Source organism: Achromobacter insuavis (assembly GCF_902859645.1).
Classification (GTDB): domain Bacteria; phylum Pseudomonadota; class Gammaproteobacteria; order Burkholderiales; family Burkholderiaceae_B; genus Achromobacter; species Achromobacter insuavis.
The window spans coordinates 1-25,502 of sequence record NZ_CADIJR010000084.1; the positions used below are offsets into that span (position 1 = coordinate 1).

A 25,502-nucleotide genomic window follows, 5' to 3' on the forward strand; every position below is an offset into this window, starting at 1 on the left:
CGCCGCGCCGCAACCCGCCTATGGCGCGGCGCCGAGCGCCTCGCAACCGGCCTACGGTGCGCCGCCGGCGTCCGTCGCCGCTGCGCAGCCCGCCTACGCGGTGCCGTCGCGTTCGATCGCCGCCTACCAGTCGACCTACGCCGCGCAGTCTCTGCCCGAGCCGGAGGTGTCGCCCGAACCCGTCGCGCGTCAGGCGCCGCCCGCCATGGCGCCGGCGCCGGTCGCCGCGCCGCCCGCCGTGACGACGGAAGCGGCCGCGCCCGCGGTGATGGCGCCCGCCGCGCCGGTGCGGATGGAAATGCCGGCCTTGCCGCCTGCGCGAGAGATGCCGCCCATGGCGCCGTCGCCCATGGCGCGCATGCCCGATGCGCCGCTGCGCAATGGTCCGGGGATGCCGCCCGCGGCGCTGCCCGGCGACGCCGCGGCGGGCTTGCAGGACGCCATCAGCGCCTTGCGCGGCGCGCTCGAAAGCCGCATGGACGGCTTGCTGTGGGGCGGACGCCAGGGACCCGGCCGCGAGCCGGCGGGCGCCGCCTTGTTCCGCAGCCTGCTGGACGCCGGTTTCAGCACCAAGCTGGTCCGCGCGCTGGTCGAGCGCATGCCGCAAGGCATGAGCGCCGAATCCGCGCTGGCCTGGGCCCGCAATGAACTGGTCACGCACCTGCCGGTGCTGGGCTCGGAAGATGAATTCCTGGGCGGCGGCGTGTACGCGCTGGTCGGCCCGACCGGCGTCGGCAAGACCACCACGCTGGCCAAGCTGGCGGCGCGCTGCGTCGCCCGCGAAGGCCGCGAGCAGGTGGCGATGCTGACCACCGACAATTTCCGGATCGGGGCGCTCGAGCAGCTGCAGATCTATGGCCGCCTGATGGGCGTGCCTGCGCACTCGGTGCGCGATGCCGGCGAGTTGCGCCGCATCCTGGCCGAGCTGGGCAATCGCAAGATCGTGCTGATCGACACCACCGGCATCAGCCAGCGCGACCGCCAGGTGGCCGAGCAGGCCGCGATGCTGTGCAACGCCGGCAAGCCGGTGCGCCGCCTGCTGGTGCTCAACGCCGCCAGCCAGGGCGACACGCTGGACGAAGTCGCCCACGCCTATCGCAACGGCGTCGGCGAGGACGTGGCAGGCTGCATCATCACCAAGCTCGACGAGGCCTCGCGCCTGGGCGCGGCGCTGGACACGGCGATCCGCCACCGGCTGCCGATCCATTATTCGTCGATCGGCCAGAAGGTGCCGGAGCACCTGGAGCTGGCGCGCGCCGATGCGCTCATCGACCGCGCCTTCGCCATGGTCGAGCGCGCCCGCGCCCTGTATTCGCCCAGCGAGGCCGACATGGCGTCGCTGTGGTCGACGCCGCGCGAAACCGAGACGACCGTCGATCCCGCCCGCCGCCGCCAGTTGCTGGCTTCGGCGATCCTGCGTCCGCAGGGCGGCGCCGGCACGATCGAGGCCGCGCAGAACCTGGATGACACCCTGGGCTGGCTCGACAGCGACCCGGCCTGCGTGCAGGCCCGCGCCTCGTGGCGCGAGTATGTCAGCGACGGCGCGGGTTCGAGCCTCGCGGCGCTGGGCGAAACGCCCCTGGCGATGGTGCGGCGCGAATTCTCCACCGCCTGCAGCCGCAACCTGCTGGTCATGCACGGCAAGACCAGCATGAAGGGCGAGGCCTTGCCCGGCGGCACGCTGCTCAGCGCGGTGCTGATGAGCGACCGCGGCGCAGCCCTGGCGGCGCCGGCGCAACAGCTGGTGCTGCCGCACGGCATGCTGTCGTCGTTCGCGCCGGCCGCCGCCGCGCAGCCGGACACGGCGGTGGCCCTGGAAGCGCGGGTGCGCTGGCTGAACGAGCAACTGGCCCAGGTGCCGGCCGTGCACATGCTGGAAGCCGGCACTTCGGCGCTGTGGCAGAGCCTGAGCGAGCAGGGCGTGTCGTGGGTGGCGCGCAGCCCGGGCGGCATGCGCGTGATCCAGGATGAATGCCCGACCAACCTGAACGCGGTGGGCAAGAGCGTCGGCTACCTGCCGGTGGGCCAGCCGGGCGACATGCCCGGCCTGCGCGCCGTGCCCGGCGCCCGGCCGGCGCCGTTGGCGCTGTGGGCCTCGGGCACCGAGATCGGCTTGCCGGGCCGCGGCGACGAGACCCGCTTCCGGCTGGTGTGCGCCCGCCTGATCGATACCGCCAGCGGCGAAGTGGCCGGCCAGTTGTTCGGCCTGACCAACCTGGCCGCGGGCCAGGCGGACGCCGCCACGGTGGCGCGCTGGCTGGTGCTGCAGGAAGAGGCGCGAGCCGGGTTCCGCTACATGGCCAATGCCTGGCAGGCGCTGCCCGCGGTCGACGGCTCGCATACGCTGGCGCGGCAGTCGCTCATGGCCGGCCAGCTGGGCGCGGCCTGCTGGCAGCTGGCGCATGCGTCGGCGGCGGACGGCGTGCGCGCCACGCTGGCCGGCGTCGTCAGCCCGGAGCGCAAGCTGTCCGGACGCCTGCTGCCGGTGGCGCTGCTGAAGATGTTCGCCATGCTGGAAATGGCCGGCGGCGTCTAGCGCGCCCCGACTCGGGACGGCCGCATGGCCGCCAAGACAAACAGCCCGCGAAAGCGGGCTGTTTGTCTTGGGGCGTCGGGATCCGGCTCAGCCGGCGACGATGGGCTTGCGGCCCGGCGTGGCGCGGGCGCCGCGGCCCTGGGCGTCGTAGGTCGAGGTGCCGCCCAGGCCGCCGATCTGGCGCAGGGCGTCCAGCGATTGCTGGGTATAGCGCAGGTGCACGTCGATCAGGGCGCCGTTGCGCATGTTGATTTCGTTGGCCGACGCCGACTTGGCCAGCAGGGCCTGCCAGACGTCGGACAGTTGCGGGTGCTGCACGGCGGCCTGCTCGGTGCCGGCGTGGCCGGCGGGCAGGCCGATTTCGGCCAGCAGGCCGTCGCGGGTGTGGCTGAGGTCGACCAGCTGCTGGGCGATATTGCCCTTGCGCTCGGTGATGTCATGCAGCGCGTCGACGTTGCCCGGCCCGACCAGCACCTTGGTTTCTTCTTCCAGGATGGAGGAAAACTCGGTGATCAGGGCATCTTCCTGCTTCATGCAGGCTTGCAGGGACTCGACAGGGCTCATGGTCATACTCGGGCGGACGGGTCGAAAAAACGGCGATCTTGCAAAAACGGTATTACTTCAGCAGGTCGCGGGCGCTGGCGATCAGGCCATCGGCGATGCGGCTGGTGTCGATCTTGAGCTGGCCCGAGGCGATGGCGGCGCGAATCGCGGCGACGCGCTCGACGTTGATGTCGTTCGAGCCGTCCTGCAGGGCCAGCATCTTGCGCGAGGCCGAGCTCAGCGCGACCTGCGAGCTGCTGGCGCCGCTGCCGCTGCCGGCGCCGTAGGCCTGGGCGACCGCGGACTCGGCGCGAGGGCTGACCGCATCTGCCGAGATGGGCCGGTTGGTTGTCGAATTGATTTTCAAGGTTTTCTCCGCAGGGCGTCCTGGGTCGGTTTGCGACGGCTCCGCCTACTTATGTCTCTGTAACGACAGGGTCGGAAGGAACTTTAGGGCAGGAGGGCGCTTGCCGCAACGCGATATGTAACATTGACTAAAGTTGTATTTCGACCAGGCCTGCGTTGCGCACCACGCCGCTGACCACCTGTCCGCTGGCGGTGCGGACCTGGACCGTGGCGCCCGGCGCCGCGTTGTCCAGGGCCTGCCCCTCGCTGCTGACCACGAAACCCTTGCCGCGGGCGTTGATCCGGACGTTCGAGCCGCGCACCACCGACTGGGCGTTGCGCAGGGCGGCGCCCTTGACCGGCTGGCCGGCGTTGATCCGGTAGGCCGCCGTCATGCCGACCACCGTGTCGGGATTGGTGATGACGCCCGGGGGCAGGGCCACCAGGTCGCCGTCGCGCGGCGCCAGGTCGGCGGGCGTCAGGGCCTGGCCAGCGGCGATCATGCGCGAAGCGACGTAGTAGTAGCCCGGCACGCTGACCGTGGCCTGCACGTAGGTGGTCCAGGGCTTGGGCGCATTGCAGCGCACGCCGACCGTCATGCGCGAGCGCAGCTTCATGCCCGAGGGCATAAATGGGGACATGGCATCGCAGGGCGCCAGGCGGTCCGCCCGCGGCGGATCGATGGCCACCGATGCCTGGCCGGGCAGGGCGGCCAGTTGTTCCAGCAAATAGGTCTGCGCGGCGATGATGATCGCCTCCGGCGCCTGGACGGCGGCGTCCTGCGCCTGGGCCGTCGGGGCCAGCAGCAGGGCGGCCAGGCAGGCGGCGCGCGCGCGGAGCTTTGCGGGGAATTTCATCATGTCCGAATTGTAGAAGCCCGCGCGGCTTGGCAATACGTGAATTGGATGAGAAATGACGGGTTATTTGGCTGATTGTGTTGAGGCACCCGCTTCTATGATGCCGTCATCCAATGGGATAACGGTGCGTCCGCTGTCCCGGGTTTCATCCGTATTCAAGGCGACCCGATGCTAGACCGGCTTAATGAAGATTTCCGCTTCTTCCAGCAGTCCCTGGGACTGCGCGCGCAGCGCCAGGAAGTGCTGTCCTCGAACATCGCCAATGCCGACACGCCCAACTACAAGGCGCGTGACTTCGATTTCAAGACGGCGATGCAGAACGCCATGGAAGGCACCAAGCGCCTGCCGGATACCTCGCTGACCCTGACGTCGGCGCGCCACATCCCGGCCAAGGCCGTGTCGCAGGGGCCGACCGATCTGCTGTACCGCCTGCCGTACCAGCCCAGCATGGACGGCAACACGGTCGACATGGACATCGAACGGGTCCAGTTCGCCGACAACACCTTGCACTACCAGAGCACGATGCAGCTGCTGTCGGGTCGCATCCGGACCATGATGGCCGCCATCCAGGATTGATTTTCATAGGGAACCGCAGGCAATGTCCTTGTTGAGCATTTTCGATATCGCCGGTTCGGCGCTGAGCGCGCAGTCACAGCGCATGAACGTGGCGGCCAGCAACATGGCCAACGCCGACAGCGTGGTCGGTCCCGACGGCCAGCCGTACCGGGCCCGCCAGGTGGTGTTCCAGGTCAACCCGCCGGCCGGCCAGACGCAGGGCCGCGAGATCGGCGGCGTGCGCGTGGCCGGCGTGGTGGTGGACCAGTCCCCCCTCAAGCAGGTCTACGACCCCAAGCATCCGATGGCCGACGCGCAGGGCTACGTCAGCATGCCCAACGTCGATCCGATCGCGGAAACCGTCAACATGATCGCGGCGTCGCGTTCGTATCAGGCCAACGTCGAGGTGCTGAACACCGCCAAGAGTCTGATGCAGAAAACCCTCACCATCGGCCAATCCTGATCCGTCTGATTCCGCGCGCCGCGCCGCCCGCGCGGAAGTCTTTGAAGAAGTGAACCCATGACCACCGTTGACCAATCCACCAGCAAGACCGGCCTGGGCCTGGCGCAAAGCGGCGCCAACGGCTCCAGCACCGCCCAGGGCCTGCAGGACCAGTTCCTGAAGCTGCTGGTCACGCAGCTCAAGAACCAGGATCCGCTGAACCCGATGCAGAACGCCGAGCTGACCTCGCAGCTGGCGCAGATCTCCACCGTGGAAGGCATCACCAACCTCAAGAACACCATGCTGGCCATCAGCGGCCAGATCGACGTGTCGCAATCCATGAACGCGGTCGCGATGATCGGCAAGGGTGTGCTGGTGCCCGGTTCGGCCGTCAAGGTCGGCGTGGACGCCGCGAACCCCTCCGAACGCGTGGTCACGCCCTACGGCATCGACCTGCAGAAGGACGCCGCCAAGGTCCAGGTGCGCATTTCCGACGCCAACGGTCAGGTCGTGCGCACCATCGAGCTGGGCGAGCAGAAGGCCGGCGTGTACACGCTGGACTGGGACGGCAAGAACGACGCCGGCGTGGCAATGGATGCGGGCGCCTACACCGTGTCCGTCCTGGCCACGGATGGCGATGACAAGAAGGTGGCCGCCGAAGTGCTGAAGTACGGCAAGGTCAAGAGCGTGGCCTACTCCACCAACGGCCTGCGCCTGGATATGGGCCTGGATGGCCAGACCAGCATGCTGGATGTGCGCAAGGTGATCGGCTGAGGCCAGCCGGTTTGATTATCAGCCGGCGCCACGGCGGCGGTTTCCCCTTTAAAGATTAGCGAGAGAAAACATGGGTTTCGGACAAGGATTGAGCGGCCTGAACGCCGCGGCGCAGAACCTGGACGTCATCGGCAACAACATCGCCAACTCGGGCACCGTCGGCTTCAAGTCGTCGACCGCGTCGTTCGCGGACGTCTACGCCAGCTCGCGCGTCGGCCTGGGCACCAAGGTGTCGGCGATCACCCAGCGCTTCACGGTGGGCACGGTCAACGGCGGCGGCGGCGAATATGACATCGCCATCGATGGCGCCAAGGGCATGTTCCGCGTCACCGACCAGAGCGGCGCCGTGATGTACACCCGCAACGGCGAGTTCCTGGTCGACAAGAACAACTTCATCGTCAACGCGCAGGGCTATCGCCTGACCGGCTACCCCAACGGCGGCATCGGCGCCAACCCGGTCGAACTGCAGCTGCCCACCGCCAACGTGGCGCCCAAGGCCACCTCGACCGCCACCACCGTGGCCAACCTGGACGCCAACGCCAAGGTCATCTACCAGGTCGACACCGTGACGTCGCCGGCCGTGCCCGGCTCCGTGACGTTGGGCGGCACCGCCTACACCTTCACCAAGGCGCCTGGCGGCGCGATCACCTGGGCGCCGGGCAACCCGCCGGCCAACACCTACGGCACCGCGCCCAATACCGTCACCATCGACGGCACCGGCCAGGTCACCGCCGGCAACCTGAACGTCATCCCCGGTTTCGTCGACTTCACCGCCGCCGTGACCGAAGTCGGCAAGCCGTTCGACCCCAAGGTCCCCGGCAGCTACACCAACGCCTCGCCCATGACGGTCTACGACTCGCTGGGCAACTCGCACCAGGTGATGCAGTACTTTGCCAAGCGCGCCGCCGACGCCGCCGGCAACAGCGTCTACGACGTCTACTACACCATCGACGGCCAGGCCATGGCGCCGACCACCCAGGCGGGCGGCGTGTGGGGCAATCCGACCCAGTTCACGTTCAACAAGGCCGGCGTGATGACCAGCGCCGCCACGGTCAACCTGTCGTTCGCGACGCCGGGCGGCGGCACCACCCCGGCCGATCCGATGGCGATCGCCGTGAACTACGCCGGCACCACGCAGTACGGCAGCGCCTACGCGCTCAAGTCCCAGCCGGACGGCTACTCCTCGGGCGAGTTCCGCGGCATCAACATCAGCGCCGACGGCAGCCTGGTGGCCAGCTACACCAACGGCGAAACCTCGATCGTCGGCACCATCGTGCTGGCCGACTTCGCCAACCTGCAGGGCCTGCAGCCGGTGGGCAACAACGCCTGGAAGGAAACCGCTTCGTCGGGCCAGCCGATCCTGGGCCAGCCGGGCAACAACGGCATGTCCAAGGTGGTGGGTCAGGCGACCGAAGCCTCGAACGTGGACATGAGCAAGGAGCTGGTCAACATGATCATCGCCCAGCGCACCTACCAGGCCAACTCGCAGACCATCAAGACCCAGGACGAAATCATGCAAGTCCTGATGAACCTGAAGTAATGGCTGACGGGCACGCGACGACACCGACGGAATAGGCAATGGATCGAATCATCTACACCGCCATGAATGGCGCAGCGCGGATCACGGAGCATCAGGCCGCGCTCTCCAACAACATGGCCAACGTGAACACGCCGGGCTTTCGCGAGCAGATCGCGTTGTACCGGTCGGTTCCGGTGAACGACGGCGTTAGCCTGCCGACGCGTGTTTCGACGGTGGCGTCGACGCCCCGCAACAACTTCGAGATGGGCAACATGCAGACCACGGGCCGCGACCTGGACGTGGCCCTGGCCAGCTCCAACGGCTGGATCGCCGTGCAGACCCCGCAGGGCGAGGCCTACACTCGCGCCGGCAGCCTGCAGGTGGGCGTGAACGGCCTGCTGCAGACCTCGCTGGGCCAGCCCGTGATGTCCGACCAGAACGGCATCATCGACGTGCCCGACCAGGCGGCGCTGACGATCACCTCGGACGGCACCATCACCGCCATTGGCGCCGGCGATGCCCCGAACAACATCCTGAACCTGGGCCGCATCAAGCTCGCCAACCCGCCGGAAGCGCAACTGGTGCACGGCGACGACGGCGTCTTCCGCCTGGCGCCGGTCAATGGCCAGCCGGCGCCGCCGGCCCCCGCCGACCCCAGCCTGCGGGTGCTGTCCGGCGTGCTGGAAGGCAGCAATACCAATCCGATGGCGGCGATGGTGGGCATGATCGAGAACGCCCGCCGCTTCGAGCAGCAGATGCAGGTGGTGCAGCAGGCGGATCGCAACGCCGAGCGCGCCAACGGCATCCTCTCGGTTTCCTGATCCGGTCAGCCGATCCGAACCAAATAATTTTCGCGCGCGGCCGGGCCGCCGCACCAGGAGTACTTCATCATGATGCGTTCGCTGTGGATTGCCAAGACGGGCCTGGAAGGTCAACAGACCTCGATGGACGTGATTTCCAACAACTTGGCCAACGTCTCGACCAACGGCTTCAAGCGCGGCCGCGCCGTGTTCCAGGATCTGATGTACCAGACCCTGCGCCAGCCCGGCGCCCAGGTCGGCGACGCCACGCAGCTGCCGTCGGGCCTGCAGCTGGGCACCGGCGCCCGCGTGGCCGCCACCGAGCGCATCCACACCACCGGCGGCCTGAACAACACCGGCGGCGAACTGGACGTGGCGATCAACGGCCGCGGCTTCCTGCAGGTCGAACTGCCGGACGGCACCCAGGCCTACACCCGTGACGGCGCGCTGCAGCGCGACCAGAACGGCCAGCTGACCACGGTCAGCGGCTACGTGATCCAGCCGCCGATGAACGTGCCGGACAACGCCCTGTCGATCTCCATCGGCAAGGATGGCATCGTCTCGGTGACGCAGCCCGGCGCGGCCGGCGTCAACGTGCAGATCGGCCAGCTGCAGATCGCCACCTTCATCAACCCGACCGGCCTGCAGAGCGTCGGCGAGAACCTGTACCTGGAAACCGACGCCTCCGGCCCGGCCAACCTGCTGCAGCCCGGCGTCGACGGCGCCGGCACGTTCATGCAGAACTACGTCGAAACCTCCAACGTGAACGTGGCCGAGGAACTGGTCAACATGATCACGACCCAGCGCGCTTACGAAATGAACAGCAAAGCCGTCAAGACCTCGGACGAAATGCTGGCCCGCCTGACCCAACTGTGATGCCTATGTCGTCTGTCCTGCGTCTGGTTTCGAGTGCGGCCCTGGCGTTGCTGGTGGCCGGTTGCGCCATGATTCCGCCCGAGCCCATCGTGACCGGGCCGACGACGGCCGCGCCGCCGGCGCCGCCGATGCCGACGGCGCAGCCCACCGGCTCGATCTACCAGCCCACGACGTACGGCAACTATCCGCTGTTCGAGGACCGCCGGCCGCGCAACGTCGGCGACATCGTCACCATCGTCCTGAACGAGAAGACCAACGCCTCCAAGAACGTCGCGACCAACACCAACCGCAGCGGCAACGCCAGCCTGGGCATCGCCGCCGCGCCGTCGTTCATGGACAGCTGGGCCAACGCCAACCTGAACACCGACGCCAAGGGCGGCAACGTGTCGCAGGGCAAGGGCGACAGTACGGCCAACAACGCCTTCACCGGCACCATCACCACCACGGTGGTGGGCGTGATGTCCAACGGCAACCTGCAAGTGGCCGGCGAGAAGCAGATCGCCATCAACCGGGGCAGCGAATACGTGCGCTTCTCGGGCGTGGTCGATCCGCGCTCGATCACCGGCACGAACACCGTGTCGTCCACCCAGGTGGCCGACGCCCGCATCGAATACCGCAGCAAGGGCGTCATGGACGAGGTCCAGACCATGGGCTGGCTGCAACGCTTCTTCCTGATCGCTTCGCCGTTCTGACCATGAAACAACCCACTCCGATTTCCGCCCTGCTGTCCCTGCTGGCGCGCGTCTGTGTCGCGGCGGGGCTGCTGGCCGGCGCCTCGGCGGCGCATGCCGAGCGGCTCAAGGACCTGGCCTCCATTCAGGGGGTGCGCGGCAACCAGCTGATCGGTTATGGCCTGGTGGTGGGGCTGGACGGCAGCGGCGACCAGGTGCGCCAGACGCCGTTCACGCAGCAGAGCCTGACCAACATGCTGTCGCAGCTGGGCATCACCGTGCCCGCCGGCAGCAACATGCAGCTCAAGAACGTGGCGGCGGTCATGGTCACCACGACCCTGCCGGCGTTCGCCCGTCCGGGCCAGACGCTCGACGTGGTGGTGTCCTCGATGGGCAACGCCAAGAGCCTGCGCGGCGGCACGCTGCTGATGACGCCCCTCAAGGGCGCCGACAGCCAGGTCTATGCGATCGCCCAGGGCAACATCCTGGTCGGCGGCGCGGGCGCTTCGGCCGGCGGTTCCAGCGTGCAGATCAACCAGCTCAACGGCGGCCGCATCAGCGCCGGCGCGATCGTCGAGCGCGGGGTGCCGACCACCTTCGCGCGTGACGGTTACATCTACCTGGAAATGAACAACACCGACTTCGGCACCGCCCAGAACGTGGTGGCGGCGCTGAACCGCAAGTTCGGGCAGGGCACGGCCACGGCGCTGGACGGCCGCGTGGTGCAGGTGCGCAGCCCCATGGAACAATCGGCGCAGGCGCGCTTCCTGTCGCAGGTCGAGGACCTGCAGGTGGCGCGCGCCCCGACCGTGGCCAAGGTCATCATCAACGCCCGCACCGGCTCGGTGGTCATGAACCGCACGGTCATGATCGAGGAAGCCGCCGTGGCGCACGGCAACCTGTCGGTCATCATCAACCGCCAGAACCAGGTGTCGCAGCCGGATACGCCGTTCACCGAAGGGCAGACGGTGGTGGTGCCCAACACCCAGATCGAAGTGCGCCAGGAAAACGGCTCGCTGCAGCGCGTGAGCACCAGCGCCAACCTGGCTGACGTGGTCAAGGGCCTGAACGCCCTGGGCGCCACGCCGCAGGACCTGCTGGCGATCCTGCAGGCCATGAAGAGCGCCGGCGCCCTGCGCGCCGAGCTGGAAATCATCTGACCGCCATGGGTTACACCAACACTTCCGCGTCCCTGGGCAGTCGCCAGGATTCCGTGTTCGACATGGGTCGCCTGTCGGACCTGAAGCGCGACGTGACCAAGGACCCGGCCAATCCCGGCACCGAACAGCAGAAGCAGGTGGCCAAGCAGTTCGAGGCCCTGTTCCTGCAGATGATGCTCAAGCGCATGCGCGAGGCGACGCCCAAGGAAGGGCTGTTCGACTCGCAGCAGACCCAGATGCTGCAATCCATGGCCGACGAGCAGCTGGCGCTGCACCTGGCCACGCCCGGCATCGGCCTGTCGCAATCGATCCTGGCGCAGATGCAGCAGGGCAAGCCCGGCGACCTGCCGGCCGAGGCCGTGCAACGCCTGGGGCAGGGCACCGACCTGGATTTCCAGACCGGCGGCTCGCGCCAGGTGTCGGCGCTGATGGATGTGATGCGCAACAACCGCGCCAGCGACCGGGCCCTGGCCGCGGCCGAGGGCGCGCCCGAGCACGTCATCAATTTCGTGTCGAAGATGTCGCGCGCGGCCACCCTGGCCTCGCAGCAGAGCGGCGTGCCGGCCCGCCTCATCATGGGCCAGGCGGCCCTGGAGTCCGGCTGGGGCCAGCGCGAGATCAAGCACGAGGACGGTCGCACCAGCTACAACCTGTTCGGCATCAAGGCGGGCCCCAGCTGGAAGGGCAAGGTCGTCAATGTGCTGACCACCGAATACGAAGACGGCGTCGCGAAAAAGGTGACGCAACCTTTCCGGGCCTATTCGTCCTACGAGGAATCGTTCGCCGACTACGCCCGCCTGATCGGCACCAGTCCGCGCTATGAGAGCGTGACCCAGGCGCGCAACGAGATCGAGGCCGCCCGCCGCATCCAGAGTTCCGGCTACGCCACCGATCCGCAGTACGCGCAGAAATTGATCGGCGTCATGAGCCAGCTGCGCGGCGCCGCCGCCAAGGTCGATATTTCGCGTCAGATGTTGGAAGGACTCTAAATTTGGACTACCTGCTGCCGTTAATCGGGTATCCAGAAATATCAGTCGCGGTTACATACGGGGCATTGTCAGCATGAATCTGTACAAATTGGCATTGGGCGGGCTGAACGCGTCCCAGGCGGGCCTGGCGACCACCGGCCACAACATCAACAATGCCACCACGGTCGGTTACAACCGTCAGCGCGTCATGATCTCGACCGCCGGCGCCCAGGCGACCAGCAATGGCTTCATCGGCCGCGGCGTCCAGGTGGACACCGTGGTGCGCAGCTACGACAGCTTCCTGTACAAGCAGCTGGTCGGCGCGCAAGGCAGCAGCGCCCAGCTGCAGACCCAGTTCGACCAGATCTCCCAGGTCAACAACCTGTTCGCCGACCGCACCGTGGGCATCGCCCCGGGCCTGTCGAACTTCTTCACCAGCATGAATACCGTGGCCAGCAAGCCGGCCGATCCGGCCGCGCGCCAGGACTTGCTGGGCAAGGCCAACAGCCTGACCACCCAGATCCGCTCGGCCTACCAGGAAATGCAGAACCAGCGCCTGGGCCTGAACACGCAGATCTCGACCACCGTCGACCAGGTCAACAGCTACCTGACCCGCATCGACGACCTGAACAACCAGATTTCCACCGCCCGCGCCAAGGCTGGCGGCAATCCGCCCAACGACCTGCTGGACCAGCGCGACCAGGCCGTGTCGGAACTGAACCAGCTCGTCGGCATCACGACCTACGAGCAGGGCGACAAGCTCAACATCTCGCTGGCCTCGGGCGGCCAGGCGCTGCTGTCGGGCAACACCATCTATCCGCTGCAGGCCGTGGCGTCGTCCAAGGACGTCAGCCGCACCGTCATCGCCTACACGCTGCCGGCCGGTTCGGGTGGCAAGACCGTGTCGGTCGAGCTGAACGACGCCGACGTCACCGGCGGCAAGCTGGGCGGCCTGCTGCAGTTCCGCGCCTCGTCGCTGGACGTCATGCAGGCCCAGCTGGGCCAGATGGCCGTCGGCCTGGCGATGTCGTTCAACGAGCAGCACCGCCAGGGCCTGGACACCGCCGGCAACCCGGGCACGGACTTCTTCAGCATCGGCAAGCCACAGGGCGTGCCGAACGCCGCCAACAAGAGCGGCGCGCAGATCAGCGGCACGTTCACCGACGTGAACAACATCAACGCCAAAGACTACGAAATCAGCTTCGACGGCGCCAACTACCGCGTGACGCGCGTGCCGGAAGGCACCCAGGTGTACAACGGCCCGGCCACCGGCACGCCGCCCACCGCCACGCTGGACCTGAGCGCTGAAATGGGCGTCACGCTGACGATCGACTCGCCGCCGCAAGCCGGCGACAAGTGGTCGCTGTCGCCCACGCGCGATGCCGCCCGCGACATCAACGTGCTGATCACCGATCCGGAAAAGATCGCCGCGGCCGATGCGGCCGGCGGCGACGCCAACGGCAAGAACGCGCTGGCGCTGGCGCAACTGCAGACCAAGAAGGTGCTGGGCCACGGCACGATGAGCATCAACGAGATGTTCTCGCAGGTGGTCAACACCGTCGGCGTGCAGACCGCGCAGATCAAGTCGGCCAACACTGCCCAGTCCAACCTCGTCGCCCAGAAGCTCGAGGCCCAGCAGGCGGTGTCGGGCGTCAACCTGAACGAAGAATACGTGAGCCTGTCGCTGTACCAGGAGCAATACCAGGCCAGCGCCCGCATCATCGACGTCGCCAGCACGCTGTTCGATACGCTGCTGGGCCTGCGCGGCTGATCGGATCGTTGACATCGTGACCCATCAAGACAAATTCGGAGTATCCCCATGCGCCTGAGCACCTCCATGATGTACTCGAACGGACTCAAGGGCGTCCTCGCTCAGGAATCCGACATGAACCGCCTGGTCGAACAGGTGGGCAGCGGCAAGAAGTTCCTGACGCCGGCGGATGATCCGCTGGCCGCCTCGTTGTCGATCAACGTGGCGCAGACGCAGAGCATGAACGCGACGTACCAGCTCAATCGCAACACGGCCAAGACCAACCTGTCCCAGGAAAACAACGTCCTGGATTCGATCACGACGGCGCTGGCCGACGTGCGCACCCGCGTGGTGCAGGCCGGTAACGGCACCTTCGCCGACAGCGATCGCCAGGCCTTGTCCACCGCGCTGAAGAATGCCCGCGACGCATTGCTGGGCCTGGCCAACAGCACCGATGGCAATGGCCAGTACCTGTTCTCCGGCTACCAGGGCGGCGTCATTCCCTACGCCCAGGACGCCACCGGCAAGATCGTCTACAGCGGCGCCACCGGCGAACGCACGGTGCAGGTCGACCAGTCTCGCCAGATGTCCACCAGCGACATCGGCAGCGACATCTTCAATCGCGCCAATCCGGGTTCGCAGGCCTACGTCAGCACGGCCGCCGCGCACAACACCGGCACCGCGCAGTTCGGCACCGTGTCGGTGACGCCGGGCAGCCCCAACATCGGCAAGAATTTCAGCCTGCAGTTCGAGTCGGATCCGGCCACGGGCAACATGGGCTACCGCGTCATCACGACCGATCCCAACGCCAATCCGCCGGTGCCGCCCGTCATCACGCCCACGCCGCCCGCCGCCCCGACCGCGTACACGCCGGATGCATCGATCGATTTCGGCGGTGTCTCGGTCGTGGTCAAGGGGACGCCGCAGAACGGCGACGTGATCGACGTGCAAAGCGTGCAGTCGGCCAACGTCGACATATTCAACACCCTGGACAGCCTCATCAAGACGCTGGACTCGCCGATCGCCGGCGACCCCGTGGCGCTGGCCAAGCTGAATAACGAACTGGCCTCCGCCAACAAGAAGCTGTCGACCAACTACGACAACGTGCAAACGGTGGCCGCGTCGGTCGGCGCCCGCATGAACGAACTGGAGGCGCTGGACGCCACCGGCACCCAGAAGGGCCTGTCGTACTCGAAGTCGCTGTCGGACCTCGAAGACCTCGACTACTACTCGGGCGCCAGCCAGCTGGCATTGCGCCAGGTGGCCCTGCAGGCGGCGTCGGCGGCCTTCATGACGATCCAGGGATCGAGTCTTTTCAGCCGCAAATAATGCGGTGAGTCCATAGGCCGTGCCCGATGGCGGGCGCGGCATGTTGCGCCCTTGCGGACGCTTCCGGTGACATGCCGGAGCGTCCGTGTGTGCGTACAGGGTAGGAATTTTGTCGTTTCACCACGCTTAACGCTCGGATATTTCATGCTTGTCAATTTGAAAGTTCGCACCTGCATCATCCTGGTGCTGTTGCTCTTCACGGGTGCCATGTTCGTATCCAATGGCGTGGCCTGGATGGGATTGAATTCCAGCAACGACAAGCTGGAACAGATCAATACCGCATACTCCGATCAGGCCGTGCCGCTGAACCGCGCCTACACCGTGTTCCTGCGCGCCCGCCTGTTGCTGTCCACCTCGCTGATGGACATGCAGCAGGGCAAGACGGAACAGGCCTCGGCGCAAGCCAAGCGCTCCGATGCCTTGATGCAGGACGCCTTCAAGATGATGGACGCCTTCCGCAAGACGCCCAAGCTTGCTGGCACGGAAGGGCTGATCCAGGCGGTTGACGCCGCGCTCAAGGAATACGACGGCGTGCTCAAGGGCCAGTCGGCCGCGCTGGCCAACATGGCCATCCAGGACTACCTGAACCTGAACGACAGGGCCAGCGACGTCAACACGAAGTTCCGCGAGGCGGTCGACGCCTACCTGAACTTCATCGACAAGCGCACCGACGAATTGGCGGCGATGGCGGAGACGGATCACAATGTCTCGCGCAGCGTCACCATCGCCTTGCTGGCGATCGCGCTGGTGCTCGCCATCGGCTGTTGGATTTTCATCAACCGCACCGTGTTGCGCCCGCTGCATGAAGCCGGCGATCACTTCGAGAAGATCTCGGGCGGCGATTTCACCGGCCGCATCGACGTGCGCAGCACCAATGAGATCGGCCAACTGTTCGGCGCCGTCAAGCGCATGCAGGAAAGCCTGACCCGCACGGTGGCCACTGTGCGTCGCGGCGTCGATGAAATCAACGTCGGCTCGCGCGAGATCTCGGCCGGCAACACGGACCTGTCCAGCCGCACCGAGCAGCAGGCGGCCTCGCTGGAAGAGACCGCGGCCTCGATGGAGCAACTGGCCTCGACCGTCAAGCAGAACGCCGACAACGCACGCCAGGCCAACCAGTTGGCGGCCAGCGCCTCGGATGTGGCTGAGCGCGGCGGTTCCGCCGTGTCCGAAGTGGTCAGCACGATGCAGGGCATCTCGGCCAGCTCGCGCAAGATCTCGGAAATCGTGTCGGTCATCGACGGCATCGCCTTTCAGACCAACATCCTGGCGCTGAACGCGGCGGTGGAAGCCGCTCGTGCCGGCGAGCAGGGTAAGGGCTTCGCGGTGGTGGCGGGCGAAGTGCGCTCGCTGGCGCAGCGCAGCGCGCAGGCGGCCAAGGAAATCAAGGGCCTGATCGAGGATTCCGTGACCAAGGTGGGCGCGGGTTCGCAGCAGGTCGAGCGCGCGGGCGCGACGATGCAAGAGATCGTGGCGTCGGTCAAGCGCGTGACGGACATCATGGGCGAGATCTCGGCGGCGTCGGAAGAGCAATCGAGCGGCATCGACCAGGTCAACCGCGCAGTGGCGCAGATGGACGAAGTGACGCAGCAGAACGCGGCGCTGGTGGAAGAGGCTGCGGCCGCCGCCGGCTCGCTGCAGGAACAGGCGCAGCGCCTGGCCGAAGCGGTGGCGGTGTTCAAGGTCAACATCGGCGAAGTGATCGAAGTGCCGGCCCATCGCCTGTCTTCGGGCCGCGCCGCCGCCGACGAATCACGGCTGCAAGCGCCTGACGCGCTTGCTCTTGAGCGCTGAGGACGGCAGTGGCGACAGCGGCAAACATGGCGCCGTCCATCCCGGTGGACCGCCAATTCGATTTTCGGGACGCGGACTTCACCCGCGTCCGCAAGATGATTCACGCGCGCGCCGGCATCTCGCTGGGCGCGCACAAGCGCGAAATGGTCTACAGCCGGCTGGCGCGGCGCCTGCGGGCGCTGGGCCGGCAGGACTTCGGCAGCTATCTGGACCAGCTCGAGAACGAGCCGGACGCGGCCGAATGGGAAGATTTCGTCAACGCCCTGACGACCAACCTGACCGCGTTCTTCCGCGAGTCGCACCATTTCCCGATCCTGGCCGACTTCGTGCAAAAGCGCGGCGGCCCGGTGTCGGTGTGGTGTTGCGCGGCGTCCACGGGCGAAGAGCCGTACTCCATCGCGATCACCCTGGCCGAGGCCCTCGGGCCACGCGCCAGCGGCTGCTCGGTGTTGGCGACCGACATCGACACCAACGTGCTGAACCGGGCGCGCGCGGCCGTCTATCCGGCCGAGCGCGTGGCCAAGATGGAAGAGAGCCGCCTCAAGCGCTTCTTCCTGAAGGGCCGCGGTTCCAACGCCGGGCAGGTCCGGGTGCGTCCGGAGATCGCCGACATGGTGCGGTACGAGACGTTGAACCTGCTCGCGCCCTCGTGGCAGATCAGCGAGAAGTTCGACGTCATCTTCTGCCGCAACGTCATGATTTACTTCGACAAGCCGACCCAGGCGAAGATCCTTGAGCGGTTCGTTCCGCTGCTCAAGCCGGGCGGCCTGCTGTTTGCGGGCCATTCCGAGAACTTCACCTATATCAGTCGGGATTTCCGTCTGCGCGGGCAGACAGTCTACGAATGCGCGGGCAAGGCCTAGACCTGTCGGTGGCGACGGGTTCCAGGTCCGCCTGAGGCGGTAAACAATGCAGAAAATCAGAGTTCTATGTGTGGATGATTCCGCGCTCGTGCGCGGACTGATGACCGAGATCATCAACAGCCAGCCGGATATGGAAGTGGTTGCGACCGCGCCTGATCCGCTGGTGGCGCGCGAGCTGATCAAAAAGCACAATCCCGACGTGTTGACGCTGGACGTGGAAATGCCCCGCATGGACGGGCTGGATTTCCTTGAAAAGCTGATGCGTCTGCGGCCGATGCCGGTGGTGATGGTGTCGTCGCTGACCGAGCGCGGCGGCGAAATCACGCTGCGCGCGCTGGAACTGGGCGCCATCGACTTCGTGACCAAGCCCAAGCTGGGCATCCGCGACGGCCTGCTGGAATACACCGAGATCATCGCCGACAAGATCCGCGCCGCCTCGCGCGCCAAGCTGCGCACGCCGAGCCCGCACGCCCCGGCGCCCGCGCCGGCGCCGATGCTGCGCCGGCCGCTGGCCAGCTCGGAAAAACTGGTCATCGTGGGCGCCTCCACCGGCGGCACCGAGGCCATCCGCGAGGTGTTGCAGCCGCTGCCGCCGGACAGCCCGGCCATCCTGATCACGCAGCACATGCCGGCCGGCTTCACGCGGTCGTTCGCGCAGCGCCTGGATGCCCTGTGCGCGGTGACGGTGCGCGAGGCCGTGCACGGCGAGCGCGTGCTGCCGGGCCACGTGTACCTGGCCCCGGGCGGCGAGATGCACATGCGCCTGGGCCGCAGCGGCGCCAACTACGTGATCGAGCTGGAAGCCAGCGAACCGGTCAATCGCCACCGCCCGTCGGTGGATGTGTTGTTTAATTCCGCCGCCGTGGCGGCAGGCAAGAACGCCATCGGCGTCATCCTGACCGGGATGGGCAAGGACGGAGCGGCCGGCATGCTGGCCATGCACCGAGCCGGCGCCCATACCATTGCGCAGGACGAAGCCAGTTGCGTGGTCTTCGGCATGCCCCGGGAGGCCATCGCAATTGGCGCGGCTGACGAAGTGGTGCCGCTGTCGGCAATGAGTGAGCGCATTCTGACTCGCCTGGGCGACCGGGGACACCGCGTTTGACGCGGCTGTGATCCCGATCGATCTCAAGCAAATTTCTTCTGGAGTAAAAGATGGTAGACAAGGGCATCAAGATTCTGGTGGTGGATGACTTCCCCACCATGCGGCGGATCATCCGCAACCTGCTCAAGGAGCTGGGTTTCGAGAACGTGGATGAGGCCGAAGACGGCGCGATCGGACTGGAGAAGCTGCGCAACGGCGGCTTCCAGTTCGTCGTGTCCGACTGGAACATGCCCAATCTGGACGGCCTGGAAATGCTCAAGCAGATCCGCGCCGACGCCAGCCTGGCCTCGCTGCCGGTGCTGATGGTGACGGCCGAGGCCAAGAAGGAAAACATCGTCGCGGCGGCCCAGGCCGGCGCCAACGGTTACGTGGTCAAGCCTTTCACCGCGGCGACGCTGGAAGAGAAGCTGGTCAAGATCTTCGAGAAAATTGGCGGCTGAGGTGCGCGATGAGCACGACGCAGAATGATGACTCGACGGAATCCCCGGACCTGATTCACCGCATCGCCTCGCTGACCCGCATGCTGCGCGACAGCATGCGCGAGCTGGGCCTGGACCAGGCGATCAAGGACGCGGCCAACGCCATCCCCGATGCCCGCGACCGCCTGCGCTACGTGGCGCAGATGACCGAACAGGCCGCCAACCGCGTGCTGAACGCGACCGAGGCCGCCGGCCCGATCCAGGACGGCATGTCGCGCTCGGCGCAGGCGCTGGACGGTCGCTGGCAGCAATGGTACGACCAGCCGCTGGAACTGCCTGAGGCCCGCGAACTGGTCAAGGACACGCGCGCGTTCCTGCAGGACGTGCCCAAGCAGACGCAGCAGACCCAGTCCAAGCTGATGGAAATCATCATGGCGCAGGACTTCCAGGATCTGACCGGCCAGGTCATCATGCGCATGATGGACGTGGTCGGCGCGATCGAGCGCGAGCTGCTGCAAGTGCTGCTGGACAACGTGCCGCAAGAGCGCCGCGACGAAGCCAACAGCCTGCTCAACGGCCCGCAGGTCAGCCCGCAAGGCAAGACCGATGTGGTCACCAGCCAGGACCAGGTCGACGACCTGCTGGCCAGTTTGGGCTTCTGAGCCCGCCCGGGCGGCGGGCCGCGCGGGCCCGCCTGCCGCCATGCCCGCTGGCCGGGCATGGTCGTATTCCCTAAGGGTGCGAACGCGCGCCCTTGGGTAGACTGCGAAACAATAAGAATCGGGGCCGCAGCAGGAGACAGGGCGCATCGCGCCTAGGCAACGGATGCCCACAGAAGGCAATCCGGGCCGCACAAGGAGGTGCCATCTTGGCCAGATCCATATTCCGATTCGGAGGTATCTGGGGGTTGTTGCGCCGGCTCAATCGCGGCCGCGCCACGCTGTCCGAACGCCCCTTGTCCCTCAGCCCGGCCGCCTGGCCGCTGTACCGCTTCCTGGCCGGCATCCGCAGCCGGATCAGCACGGTGCGGCAATCCAGCATCGAGATCGCCCTGAATACCGCCCGGACCCAGTTCCAGGCCGGCCGCTGCGCGCTGCTGGCGCAGGAGCAGGCGCGCGCGGCCGAGGCGCTGGCGGCCAGCGGCGCCCAGATCGCGGCGCTGTCGGCCTCGACTTCGACCCATGCGCGCGAGATCGCCCAGGTCTCCGGGCAGAACCTGCGCGCGGCCGAACAGGCGCTGGCCGAGCTGTCCGAGGTCAAGGAACGGGTCGACCGCATGACCCGCGAAATGGCGGCCTTCACCGACGTGGTGGCGCAGCTGACCGGCCGGGCGCGCTCGGTCGGCGACATCAGCAAGCTCATCAAGGACATCGCCCTGCAGACCCAGCTGCTGGCGCTGAATGCCGGGGTGGAGGCGGCCCGGGCCGGCGACGCCGGGCGTGGCTTCGCCGTGGTGGCCAGCGAGGTCGGCCGGCTGGCCGAGCGGGTCAACGCCGCCACCAGCGACATCGGCCGCCATACCGGCGAGATGCTGGAACTGGTCGACTCGACCCAGCGCCAGACCGGCACCCTGCGCGAGGACGTGGACGCGTCCGGCGCGGTGCTGGACAAGACGCGCCAGGATTTCCAGCACTTCGTGCGCGATTTCGACAGCATGAACCGCCAGGTGGGCGAGGTGGTGCAGGCGATCGGCGAGGTCGACGCCACCAACCACGGCATGAGCCAGGACGTCAGCCGCATCGCCGCGCTGAGCGCCGACGTGCGCGAGCGGGTGGCCAGCATGTCCGGCGAGATCGACCGCATCCGGCGCCAGACCGAGAGCGTGCAGGAGGTGTTGTCGGACATGCGCACCGGCAATACCGCCTTCGACCGCCTGTCCGAGACGCTCGACGCCTTCCGGCTGGCGGCGATCCGGCTGCTCGACCATGCGCGCGAGCGCGGCCTGGACGTGTTCGACCGACATTACCAGCGGATCGCGGGCAGCGAACCGCCGCGCTACCACACCGCCTATGACCGCGGCATCGACGAGGCGCTGACCCGCCTGCTGGACCGTGTGCTGGAGGCCGTGCCGGGCGGCAGCTATGCGCTGCTGGTGGATGCGCGCGGCTACGCCCCGGCGCACAACAGCCGCTATTCGCACCCGCCCAGCGGCGACCCGGCCCAGGACATCGCCCGGGTGCGGCACAAGCGCATCTTCGACGACCCGGTCGGGGCGCGGCTGGCCGCCAACACCGAAACCCTGCTGTTTCAGACCTATTCCCGTGATACCGGCGAGATCGTCAACGACATCTCCGTGCCCCTGTTCCTGGACGGCGAGCACTGGGGCGCGGTGCGGATCGGGCTCGATTACGTGCGTTTCCAGGCCACCCTGGACGCCGGCGGATCGGCCCGGCCGGTGGTCGCGGCGGCCGGCTGAACCAGACCGATCCGCCAGGCAGGCGGGGCAGGGCGCCCGGTCGCCGGCCCGCCCCGGCCGGCCCGGTCCGGGCGCATCCGGGAATAGCGCCGCTTTCCCCCCGTTTCTTGGCTTATCGCCCAAGGCCCAGGCCTCCTAGAATCTCGGCGGGCAGCTCGTAATCCGTCAATCCGCGAGCCGCAACGACACCGCAGAGCATGGCCGAAGAAAGCGACCTCGAGAAAACCGAAGCCGCCTCTCCCAGGCGCCTGGAAAAGGCGCGCGAGGAGGGGCAGATTGCGCGTTCCCGGGAACTGGGCACGTTCATGATGCTGGCCGCCGGTGTCGCGGCGATCTGGGCCGGCGGTGGCACGATTTATCAGGGACTGAGCGGGGTGCTGCGCAACGGGCTGGCGTTCGACCAGCGCGTGGTCGCCGACCCGGGCGTGATGGTCGAGCAGGCCGTCAACGGCTTCGGCCACGCCCTGATGGTGATTCTGCCGATCTTCGGCCTGCTGGCGGTGATCGCCGTGCTGTCCAGCGTGCTGCTGGGCGGCATCGTCATCTCGGGCAAGCCGCTGTCGCCGAATTTCTCCAAGCTCAGCCTGTTCGCCGGCCTCAAGCGCATGTTTTCGTCGCAGACCGTGGTCGAGCTGATCAAGGCGCTGGCCAAGGCCCTGCTGGTGGGCGGCGTGGCGGTCTGGATCATCTGGCGCTACCACGACGACATGCTGGGCCTGATGCACGTGGCGCCGGCCGCCGCCCTGACCAAGGCGCTGAGCCTGGTGGCGATGTGCAGCGCCTTCATCGTCGCCTCGCTGCTGGTGATCGTGCTGCTGGACGTGCCGTGGCAGATCTGGAGCCACCTGAAGAAGCTGCGCATGTCCAAGGAAGACGTGCGCCAGGAACACAAGGAAAGCGAAGGCGATCCGCACACCAAGGCCCGCATCCGCCAGCAGCAGCGCCAGGCCGCGCGCCGCCGCATGATGTCCGAGGTGCCCAAGGCCGACGTGGTCGTGACCAACCCGACCCACTACGCCGTGGCGCTGAAGTACGAGGAAGACAAGAACGGCGCGCCGCGCGTGCTGGCCAAGGGCACCGGGCTGGTGGCGGCCAAGATCCGCGAACTGGCCGCCGAGCATCGCATTCCCACATTGGAAGCGCCGCCGCTGGCGCGCGCTTTGTATCAACACGTCGAGCTGGGGCATGAAATCCCGGCCGAGCTATATACCGCGGTCGCGGAAGTGCTGGCGTGGGTTTTCCAGTTGCGCTCGTGGCGCTCGGGATGGGGGGCCGAACCGACGGCGCCCAAGTCCCTGCCCGTGCCGGCCGCGCTGGACCCGCAGGCAAAGACCGCAGCACAAGGAGTCTAAGGAATGAGCGCTCTGCTCACCATGTTGAAAAGCAACGGCGCCGCGCATGCGCGGCTCCTGGCCGGCCCCATCCTGATCGTGATGGTGCTGGGCATGATGGTGTTGCCGCTGCCCACCTTCCTGCTGGACTTGCTGTTCACCTTCAACATCGCGCTGTCGGTGATGATCCTGCTGGTGGCCATGTTCACCCGCAAGCCGCTCGATTTCGCCGCCTTCCCGGCCGTGCTGCTGTTCGCCACGCTGCTGCGCCTGTCGCTGAACGTCGCCTCGACCCGGGTGGTGCTGCTGCACGGCCACACCGGCCCGGACGCCGCGGGCAAGGTGATCGAGGCCTTCGGCCACTTCCTGGTGGGCGGCAACTTCGCCGTCGGCATCATCGTCTTCATCATCCTGACCATCATCAACTTCATCGTCATCACCAAGGGTGCGGGGCGGATCGCCGAAGTCGGCGCGCGCTTCACCCTGGACGCCATGCCCGGCAAGCAGATGGCGATCGACGCCGACCTGAACGCCGGCCTGATCGGCGAGGACGAGGCCCGCAAGCGCCGCGCCGAGGTGTCGCAGGAATCCGACTTCTTCGGCTCGATGGACGGCGCCAGCAAGTTCGTGCGCGGCGACGCCATCGCCGGCCTGCTGATCATGGCGATCAATATCATCGGCGGCCTGATCGTGGGCGTGGCGCAGCACGACATGTCGATGAGCGACTCGGCCCGCGTCTACACGCTGCTGACCATCGGTGACGGCCTGGTGGCGCAGATCCCGGCGCTGGTGATCTCGACCGCCGCCGGCGTGGTGGTGTCGCGTGTGTCGACCGACCAGGACATCGGCCAGCAGATCATCAGCCAGCTGTTCTCCAACCCCAGCGTGATGTTCCTGACCGCTGGCATCATCGGCATCATGGGCCTGATTCCCAACATGCCGCACATCGCCTTCCTGACGCTGGCCGGCGCGCTGGCCTGGGGCGGGTGGGCGATGCTCAAGCGGCGCAAAGCCGCCGAGGTGGCGGCCAGCGAGGTGCCGCAGCAGGCCGTGACGCAGGCGCAGGCCGCGGCGGCCGAAGCCAGCTGGGACGACGTCTCGATGGTGGACCAGCTCGGCCTGGAGGTCGGCTACCGCCTGATCCCGCTGGTCGACCACGCCCAGAACGGCGAACTGCTGCACCGCATCCGCAGCCTGCGCAAGAAATTCGCCCAGGACGTGGGCTTCCTGCCGCCGGTGGTGCACATCCGCGACAACCTGGAACTCAAGCCCAACGACTACCGCATCCTGCTGTCCGGCGTCGAGATCGGCCACGGCGTGGCCATGCCGGGCCAGTGGCTGGCGATCGACCCGGGCGGCGTGACCATGCAGATCAAGGGCACGCCCACCACCGACCCGGCCTTCGGCCTGCCGGCGCTGTGGATCGACGGCAGCCTGCGCGACCAGGCCCAGGTGGTCGGTTACACCGTGGTGGATGCCGGCACCGTGGTGGCCACCCACCTGAACCACCTGATGCACCGCCACGGCTCCAACCTGCTGGGCCGCCAGGAAGTGCAGCAGCTGCTGGACCGCATCGGCCGCGACGCGCCCAAGCTGGTCGAGGACCTGGTGCCCAAGACGCTGTCGCTCACGGCGCTGCAGAAGGTGCTGCAGGGCCTCTTGGCCGAGGAAGTGCCGATCCGCGACATGCGCACCATCATCGACACCCTGTCCGAGCATGGCCCGCGCCTGGCGGCGCTGGCGGCCGGCGCGGGCGGCCAGCCCGACATCAACGAGCTGATCGCGTTGACGCGCCGCTCGCTCGGCCGCGCCATCACCCAGCAATGGTTCCCGGGCGAGGGCGAACTGCGCGTGATCGGGCTGGACGTCAAGCTCGAACGCGTGCTGTCGCAGGCGCTGACCACCAGCGGCGGCCTGGAGCCGGGCCTGGCGGACACCCTGCTGCGCGAAACCCAGGCGGCGGTCGAGCGCCAGGAATCGCAGGGCAACGCGCCGGTGCTGCTGGTGTCGCCGGTGCTGCGCGCGCCGTTGTCGCGCTTCCTGCGCCACCACCTGCCGCAGCTGGGTGTGTTGTCGAATACGGAAATTCCGGATGAGCGCATGGTCCGCGTGACGGCGCTCATCGGCGGAGGTAATGGTCAATGAAAATAAGCCGCTTCTTCGGCGCCAACAGCCGTGACGTCATGCGCCAGGTGCGCCAGGTGCTGGGTCCTGACGCGCTGATCGTGTCGAACCGCAGCGTGGATGGCGGCATCGAGGTGCTGGCCACGGTGGACGGCGCGTTCGACGACGCGTCGCCGCAGGCGCAGACGCCGACGCCGCAGGGGTATGCCGACGGCCACGCGCCGGCTCGCGCTCCGGCCGCGCCGGTGTCGCCGCAGGCGCCCGCACCGTACGGTCACGCCGCGCCCGCCAACCTGGAGCCGCCTCCCGGCTATGGCGCCACGCC

The 25,502-nt window shown here is 67.4% G+C and carries 23 protein-coding genes and 1 pseudogene; 21 read left to right on the top strand and 3 right to left on the bottom strand.

Annotated features, from left to right (window positions below; all coding sequences use genetic code 11):
• The coding region (gene flhF / locus H0523_RS26995; protein WP_180180206.1) for a flagellar biosynthesis GTPase FlhF at positions 1–2,536 on the top strand (2,536 nt) is incomplete at its 5' end.
• An 87-nt stretch (positions 2,537–2,623) separates the two neighbouring features.
• On the opposite strand, the gene H0523_RS27000 is transcribed toward flhF, so the two are convergent.
• The 3 genes from H0523_RS27000 to flgA form a co-directional block, all read right to left on the bottom strand.
• Positions 2,624–3,100, bottom strand: a complete 477-nt coding sequence (locus H0523_RS27000; protein ID WP_035361419.1) for a flagella synthesis protein FlgN — start codon at positions 3,098–3,100, stop codon at positions 2,624–2,626.
• A gap of 52 nt (positions 3,101–3,152) precedes the next feature.
• A complete protein-coding gene (flgM, locus tag H0523_RS27005) occupies positions 3,153–3,446 on the bottom strand; it encodes a flagellar biosynthesis anti-sigma factor FlgM (RefSeq protein WP_006394436.1) in 294 nt (97 codons plus the stop codon).
• 127 nt (positions 3,447–3,573) lie between these two features.
• Positions 3,574–4,281: a flagellar basal body P-ring formation chaperone FlgA gene (gene flgA, locus H0523_RS27010; protein ID WP_054435510.1), complete on the bottom strand. Its 708-nt coding sequence runs from the start codon at positions 4,279–4,281 to the stop codon at positions 3,574–3,576.
• A 168-nt stretch (positions 4,282–4,449) separates the two neighbouring features.
• Between flgA and flgB the strand changes: the two genes are divergently transcribed.
• The 20 genes and pseudogenes from flgB to H0523_RS27110 form a co-directional block, all read left to right on the top strand.
• Positions 4,450–4,857, top strand: coding sequence for a flagellar basal body rod protein FlgB (flgB, locus tag H0523_RS27015; RefSeq protein WP_006394438.1), 408 nt, complete (start codon positions 4,450–4,452; stop codon positions 4,855–4,857).
• A 22-nt stretch (positions 4,858–4,879) separates the two neighbouring features.
• Positions 4,880–5,299 carry a flagellar basal body rod protein FlgC gene (gene flgC / locus H0523_RS27020; RefSeq protein ID WP_054435497.1) on the top strand — a complete coding sequence of 140 codons (420 nt, stop codon included), beginning with the start codon at positions 4,880–4,882 and terminating at the stop codon, positions 5,297–5,299.
• Positions 5,300–5,356: 57 nt separating this feature from the next.
• On the top strand, positions 5,357–6,052 hold the full coding sequence (locus H0523_RS27025) for a flagellar hook capping FlgD N-terminal domain-containing protein (RefSeq protein ID WP_054435495.1): 696 nt from the start codon (positions 5,357–5,359) through the stop codon (positions 6,050–6,052).
• A gap of 70 nt (positions 6,053–6,122) precedes the next feature.
• Positions 6,123–7,592 carry a flagellar hook-basal body complex protein gene (locus H0523_RS27030; RefSeq protein ID WP_054435493.1) on the top strand — a complete coding sequence of 490 codons (1,470 nt, stop codon included), beginning with the start codon at positions 6,123–6,125 and terminating at the stop codon, positions 7,590–7,592.
• A 38-nt stretch (positions 7,593–7,630) separates the two neighbouring features.
• Positions 7,631–8,392, top strand: a complete 762-nt coding sequence (locus H0523_RS27035; protein WP_054435491.1) for a flagellar basal body rod protein FlgF — start codon at positions 7,631–7,633, stop codon at positions 8,390–8,392.
• Between the two features lie 69 nt (positions 8,393–8,461).
• Positions 8,462–9,247: a flagellar basal-body rod protein FlgG gene (flgG, locus tag H0523_RS27040; protein ID WP_020927340.1), complete on the top strand. Its 786-nt coding sequence runs from the start codon at positions 8,462–8,464 to the stop codon at positions 9,245–9,247.
• Complete coding sequence (locus H0523_RS27045) at positions 9,247–9,939, top strand: flagellar basal body L-ring protein FlgH (protein ID WP_035360293.1); 693 nt, start codon at positions 9,247–9,249, stop codon at positions 9,937–9,939. Before flgG ends, H0523_RS27045 begins: the two co-directional genes overlap by 1 nt.
• 2 nt (positions 9,940–9,941) lie before the next feature.
• Positions 9,942–11,078, top strand: a complete 1,137-nt coding sequence (locus H0523_RS27050) for a flagellar basal body P-ring protein FlgI (protein WP_054435489.1) — start codon at positions 9,942–9,944, stop codon at positions 11,076–11,078.
• A 5-nt stretch (positions 11,079–11,083) separates the two neighbouring features.
• Positions 11,084–12,067, top strand: coding sequence for a flagellar assembly peptidoglycan hydrolase FlgJ (gene flgJ, locus H0523_RS27055; RefSeq protein WP_054435487.1), 984 nt, complete (start codon positions 11,084–11,086; stop codon positions 12,065–12,067).
• A 73-nt stretch (positions 12,068–12,140) separates the two neighbouring features.
• Positions 12,141–13,817, top strand: coding sequence for a flagellar hook-associated protein FlgK (flgK, locus tag H0523_RS27060; protein ID WP_054435485.1), 1,677 nt, complete (start codon positions 12,141–12,143; stop codon positions 13,815–13,817).
• A 48-nt stretch (positions 13,818–13,865) separates the two neighbouring features.
• On the top strand, positions 13,866–15,125 hold the full coding sequence (gene flgL / locus H0523_RS27065) for a flagellar hook-associated protein FlgL (protein ID WP_054435483.1): 1,260 nt from the start codon (positions 13,866–13,868) through the stop codon (positions 15,123–15,125).
• A 144-nt stretch (positions 15,126–15,269) separates the two neighbouring features.
• Positions 15,270–16,919, top strand: coding sequence for a methyl-accepting chemotaxis protein (locus H0523_RS27070; protein WP_180180207.1), 1,650 nt, complete (start codon positions 15,270–15,272; stop codon positions 16,917–16,919).
• 26 nt (positions 16,920–16,945) lie between these two features.
• Positions 16,946–17,782: a CheR family methyltransferase gene (locus tag H0523_RS27075; RefSeq protein ID WP_156333587.1), complete on the top strand. Its 837-nt coding sequence runs from the start codon at positions 16,946–16,948 to the stop codon at positions 17,780–17,782.
• Positions 17,783–17,828: 46 nt separating this feature from the next.
• On the top strand, positions 17,829–18,887 hold the full coding sequence (locus H0523_RS27080) for a protein-glutamate methylesterase/protein-glutamine glutaminase (protein WP_006394428.1): 1,059 nt from the start codon (positions 17,829–17,831) through the stop codon (positions 18,885–18,887).
• Between the two features lie 50 nt (positions 18,888–18,937).
• Positions 18,938–19,327 (top strand): chemotaxis response regulator CheY, encoded by a 390-nt coding sequence (gene cheY, locus H0523_RS27085; RefSeq protein WP_006387517.1) that lies wholly within the window; start codon positions 18,938–18,940, stop codon positions 19,325–19,327.
• A gap of 8 nt (positions 19,328–19,335) precedes the next feature.
• Positions 19,336–19,968, top strand: coding sequence for a protein phosphatase CheZ (gene cheZ / locus H0523_RS27090; protein ID WP_006387518.1), 633 nt, complete (start codon positions 19,336–19,338; stop codon positions 19,966–19,968).
• 206 nt (positions 19,969–20,174) lie between these two features.
• Complete coding sequence (locus H0523_RS27095; RefSeq protein WP_231690002.1) at positions 20,175–21,722, top strand: methyl-accepting chemotaxis protein; 1,548 nt, start codon at positions 20,175–20,177, stop codon at positions 21,720–21,722.
• Between the two features lie 197 nt (positions 21,723–21,919).
• The gene (gene flhB / locus H0523_RS27100; protein ID WP_054435502.1) at positions 21,920–23,074 is read left to right on the top strand and encodes a flagellar biosynthesis protein FlhB; all 1,155 of its coding nucleotides are present in this window, start codon (positions 21,920–21,922) and stop codon (positions 23,072–23,074) included.
• Positions 23,075–23,077: 3 nt separating this feature from the next.
• Positions 23,078–25,198, top strand: coding sequence for a flagellar biosynthesis protein FlhA (gene flhA / locus H0523_RS27105; RefSeq protein WP_054435501.1), 2,121 nt, complete (start codon positions 23,078–23,080; stop codon positions 25,196–25,198).
• Positions 25,195–25,502: pseudogene (locus H0523_RS27110) on the top strand (flagellar biosynthesis protein FlhF); the annotation flags it as partial. The gene flhA and the pseudogene H0523_RS27110, both read left to right, overlap by 4 nt.

What these genes read in the sequence shown, in the direction of transcription:
- H0523_RS27025 (WP_054435495.1), top strand. Translation starts at nt 5,357, where the DNA reads ATGACCACCGTTGACCAATCCACCAGCAAGACCGGCCTGGGCCTGGCG.
- flgJ (WP_054435487.1), top strand. Translation starts at nt 11,084, where the DNA reads ATGGGTTACACCAACACTTCCGCGTCCCTGGGCAGTCGCCAGGATTCC.
- cheY (WP_006387517.1), top strand. Translation starts at nt 18,938, where the DNA reads ATGGTAGACAAGGGCATCAAGATTCTGGTGGTGGATGACTTCCCCACC.
- flgB (WP_006394438.1), top strand. Translation starts at nt 4,450, where the DNA reads ATGCTAGACCGGCTTAATGAAGATTTCCGCTTCTTCCAGCAGTCCCTG.
- H0523_RS27000 (WP_035361419.1), bottom strand. Translation starts at nt 3,100, where the DNA reads ATGAGCCCTGTCGAGTCCCTGCAAGCCTGCATGAAGCAGGAAGATGCC.
- H0523_RS27035 (WP_054435491.1), top strand. Translation starts at nt 7,631, where the DNA reads ATGGATCGAATCATCTACACCGCCATGAATGGCGCAGCGCGGATCACG.
- flgC (WP_054435497.1), top strand. Translation starts at nt 4,880, where the DNA reads ATGTCCTTGTTGAGCATTTTCGATATCGCCGGTTCGGCGCTGAGCGCG.
- H0523_RS27030 (WP_054435493.1), top strand. Translation starts at nt 6,123, where the DNA reads ATGGGTTTCGGACAAGGATTGAGCGGCCTGAACGCCGCGGCGCAGAAC.
- flhB (WP_054435502.1), top strand. Translation starts at nt 21,920, where the DNA reads ATGGCCGAAGAAAGCGACCTCGAGAAAACCGAAGCCGCCTCTCCCAGG.
- flhA (WP_054435501.1), top strand. Translation starts at nt 23,078, where the DNA reads ATGAGCGCTCTGCTCACCATGTTGAAAAGCAACGGCGCCGCGCATGCG.
- flgL (WP_054435483.1), top strand. Translation starts at nt 13,866, where the DNA reads ATGCGCCTGAGCACCTCCATGATGTACTCGAACGGACTCAAGGGCGTC.
- flgK (WP_054435485.1), top strand. Translation starts at nt 12,141, where the DNA reads ATGAATCTGTACAAATTGGCATTGGGCGGGCTGAACGCGTCCCAGGCG.
- H0523_RS27050 (WP_054435489.1), top strand. Translation starts at nt 9,942, where the DNA reads ATGAAACAACCCACTCCGATTTCCGCCCTGCTGTCCCTGCTGGCGCGC.
- flgA (WP_054435510.1), bottom strand. Translation starts at nt 4,281, where the DNA reads ATGAAATTCCCCGCAAAGCTCCGCGCGCGCGCCGCCTGCCTGGCCGCC.
- flgG (WP_020927340.1), top strand. Translation starts at nt 8,462, where the DNA reads ATGATGCGTTCGCTGTGGATTGCCAAGACGGGCCTGGAAGGTCAACAG.
- H0523_RS27045 (WP_035360293.1), top strand. Translation starts at nt 9,247, where the DNA reads ATGCCTATGTCGTCTGTCCTGCGTCTGGTTTCGAGTGCGGCCCTGGCG.
- cheZ (WP_006387518.1), top strand. Translation starts at nt 19,336, where the DNA reads ATGAGCACGACGCAGAATGATGACTCGACGGAATCCCCGGACCTGATT.
- H0523_RS27070 (WP_180180207.1), top strand. Translation starts at nt 15,270, where the DNA reads ATGCTTGTCAATTTGAAAGTTCGCACCTGCATCATCCTGGTGCTGTTG.
- H0523_RS27080 (WP_006394428.1), top strand. Translation starts at nt 17,829, where the DNA reads ATGCAGAAAATCAGAGTTCTATGTGTGGATGATTCCGCGCTCGTGCGC.
- H0523_RS27075 (WP_156333587.1), top strand. Translation starts at nt 16,946, where the DNA reads ATGGCGCCGTCCATCCCGGTGGACCGCCAATTCGATTTTCGGGACGCG.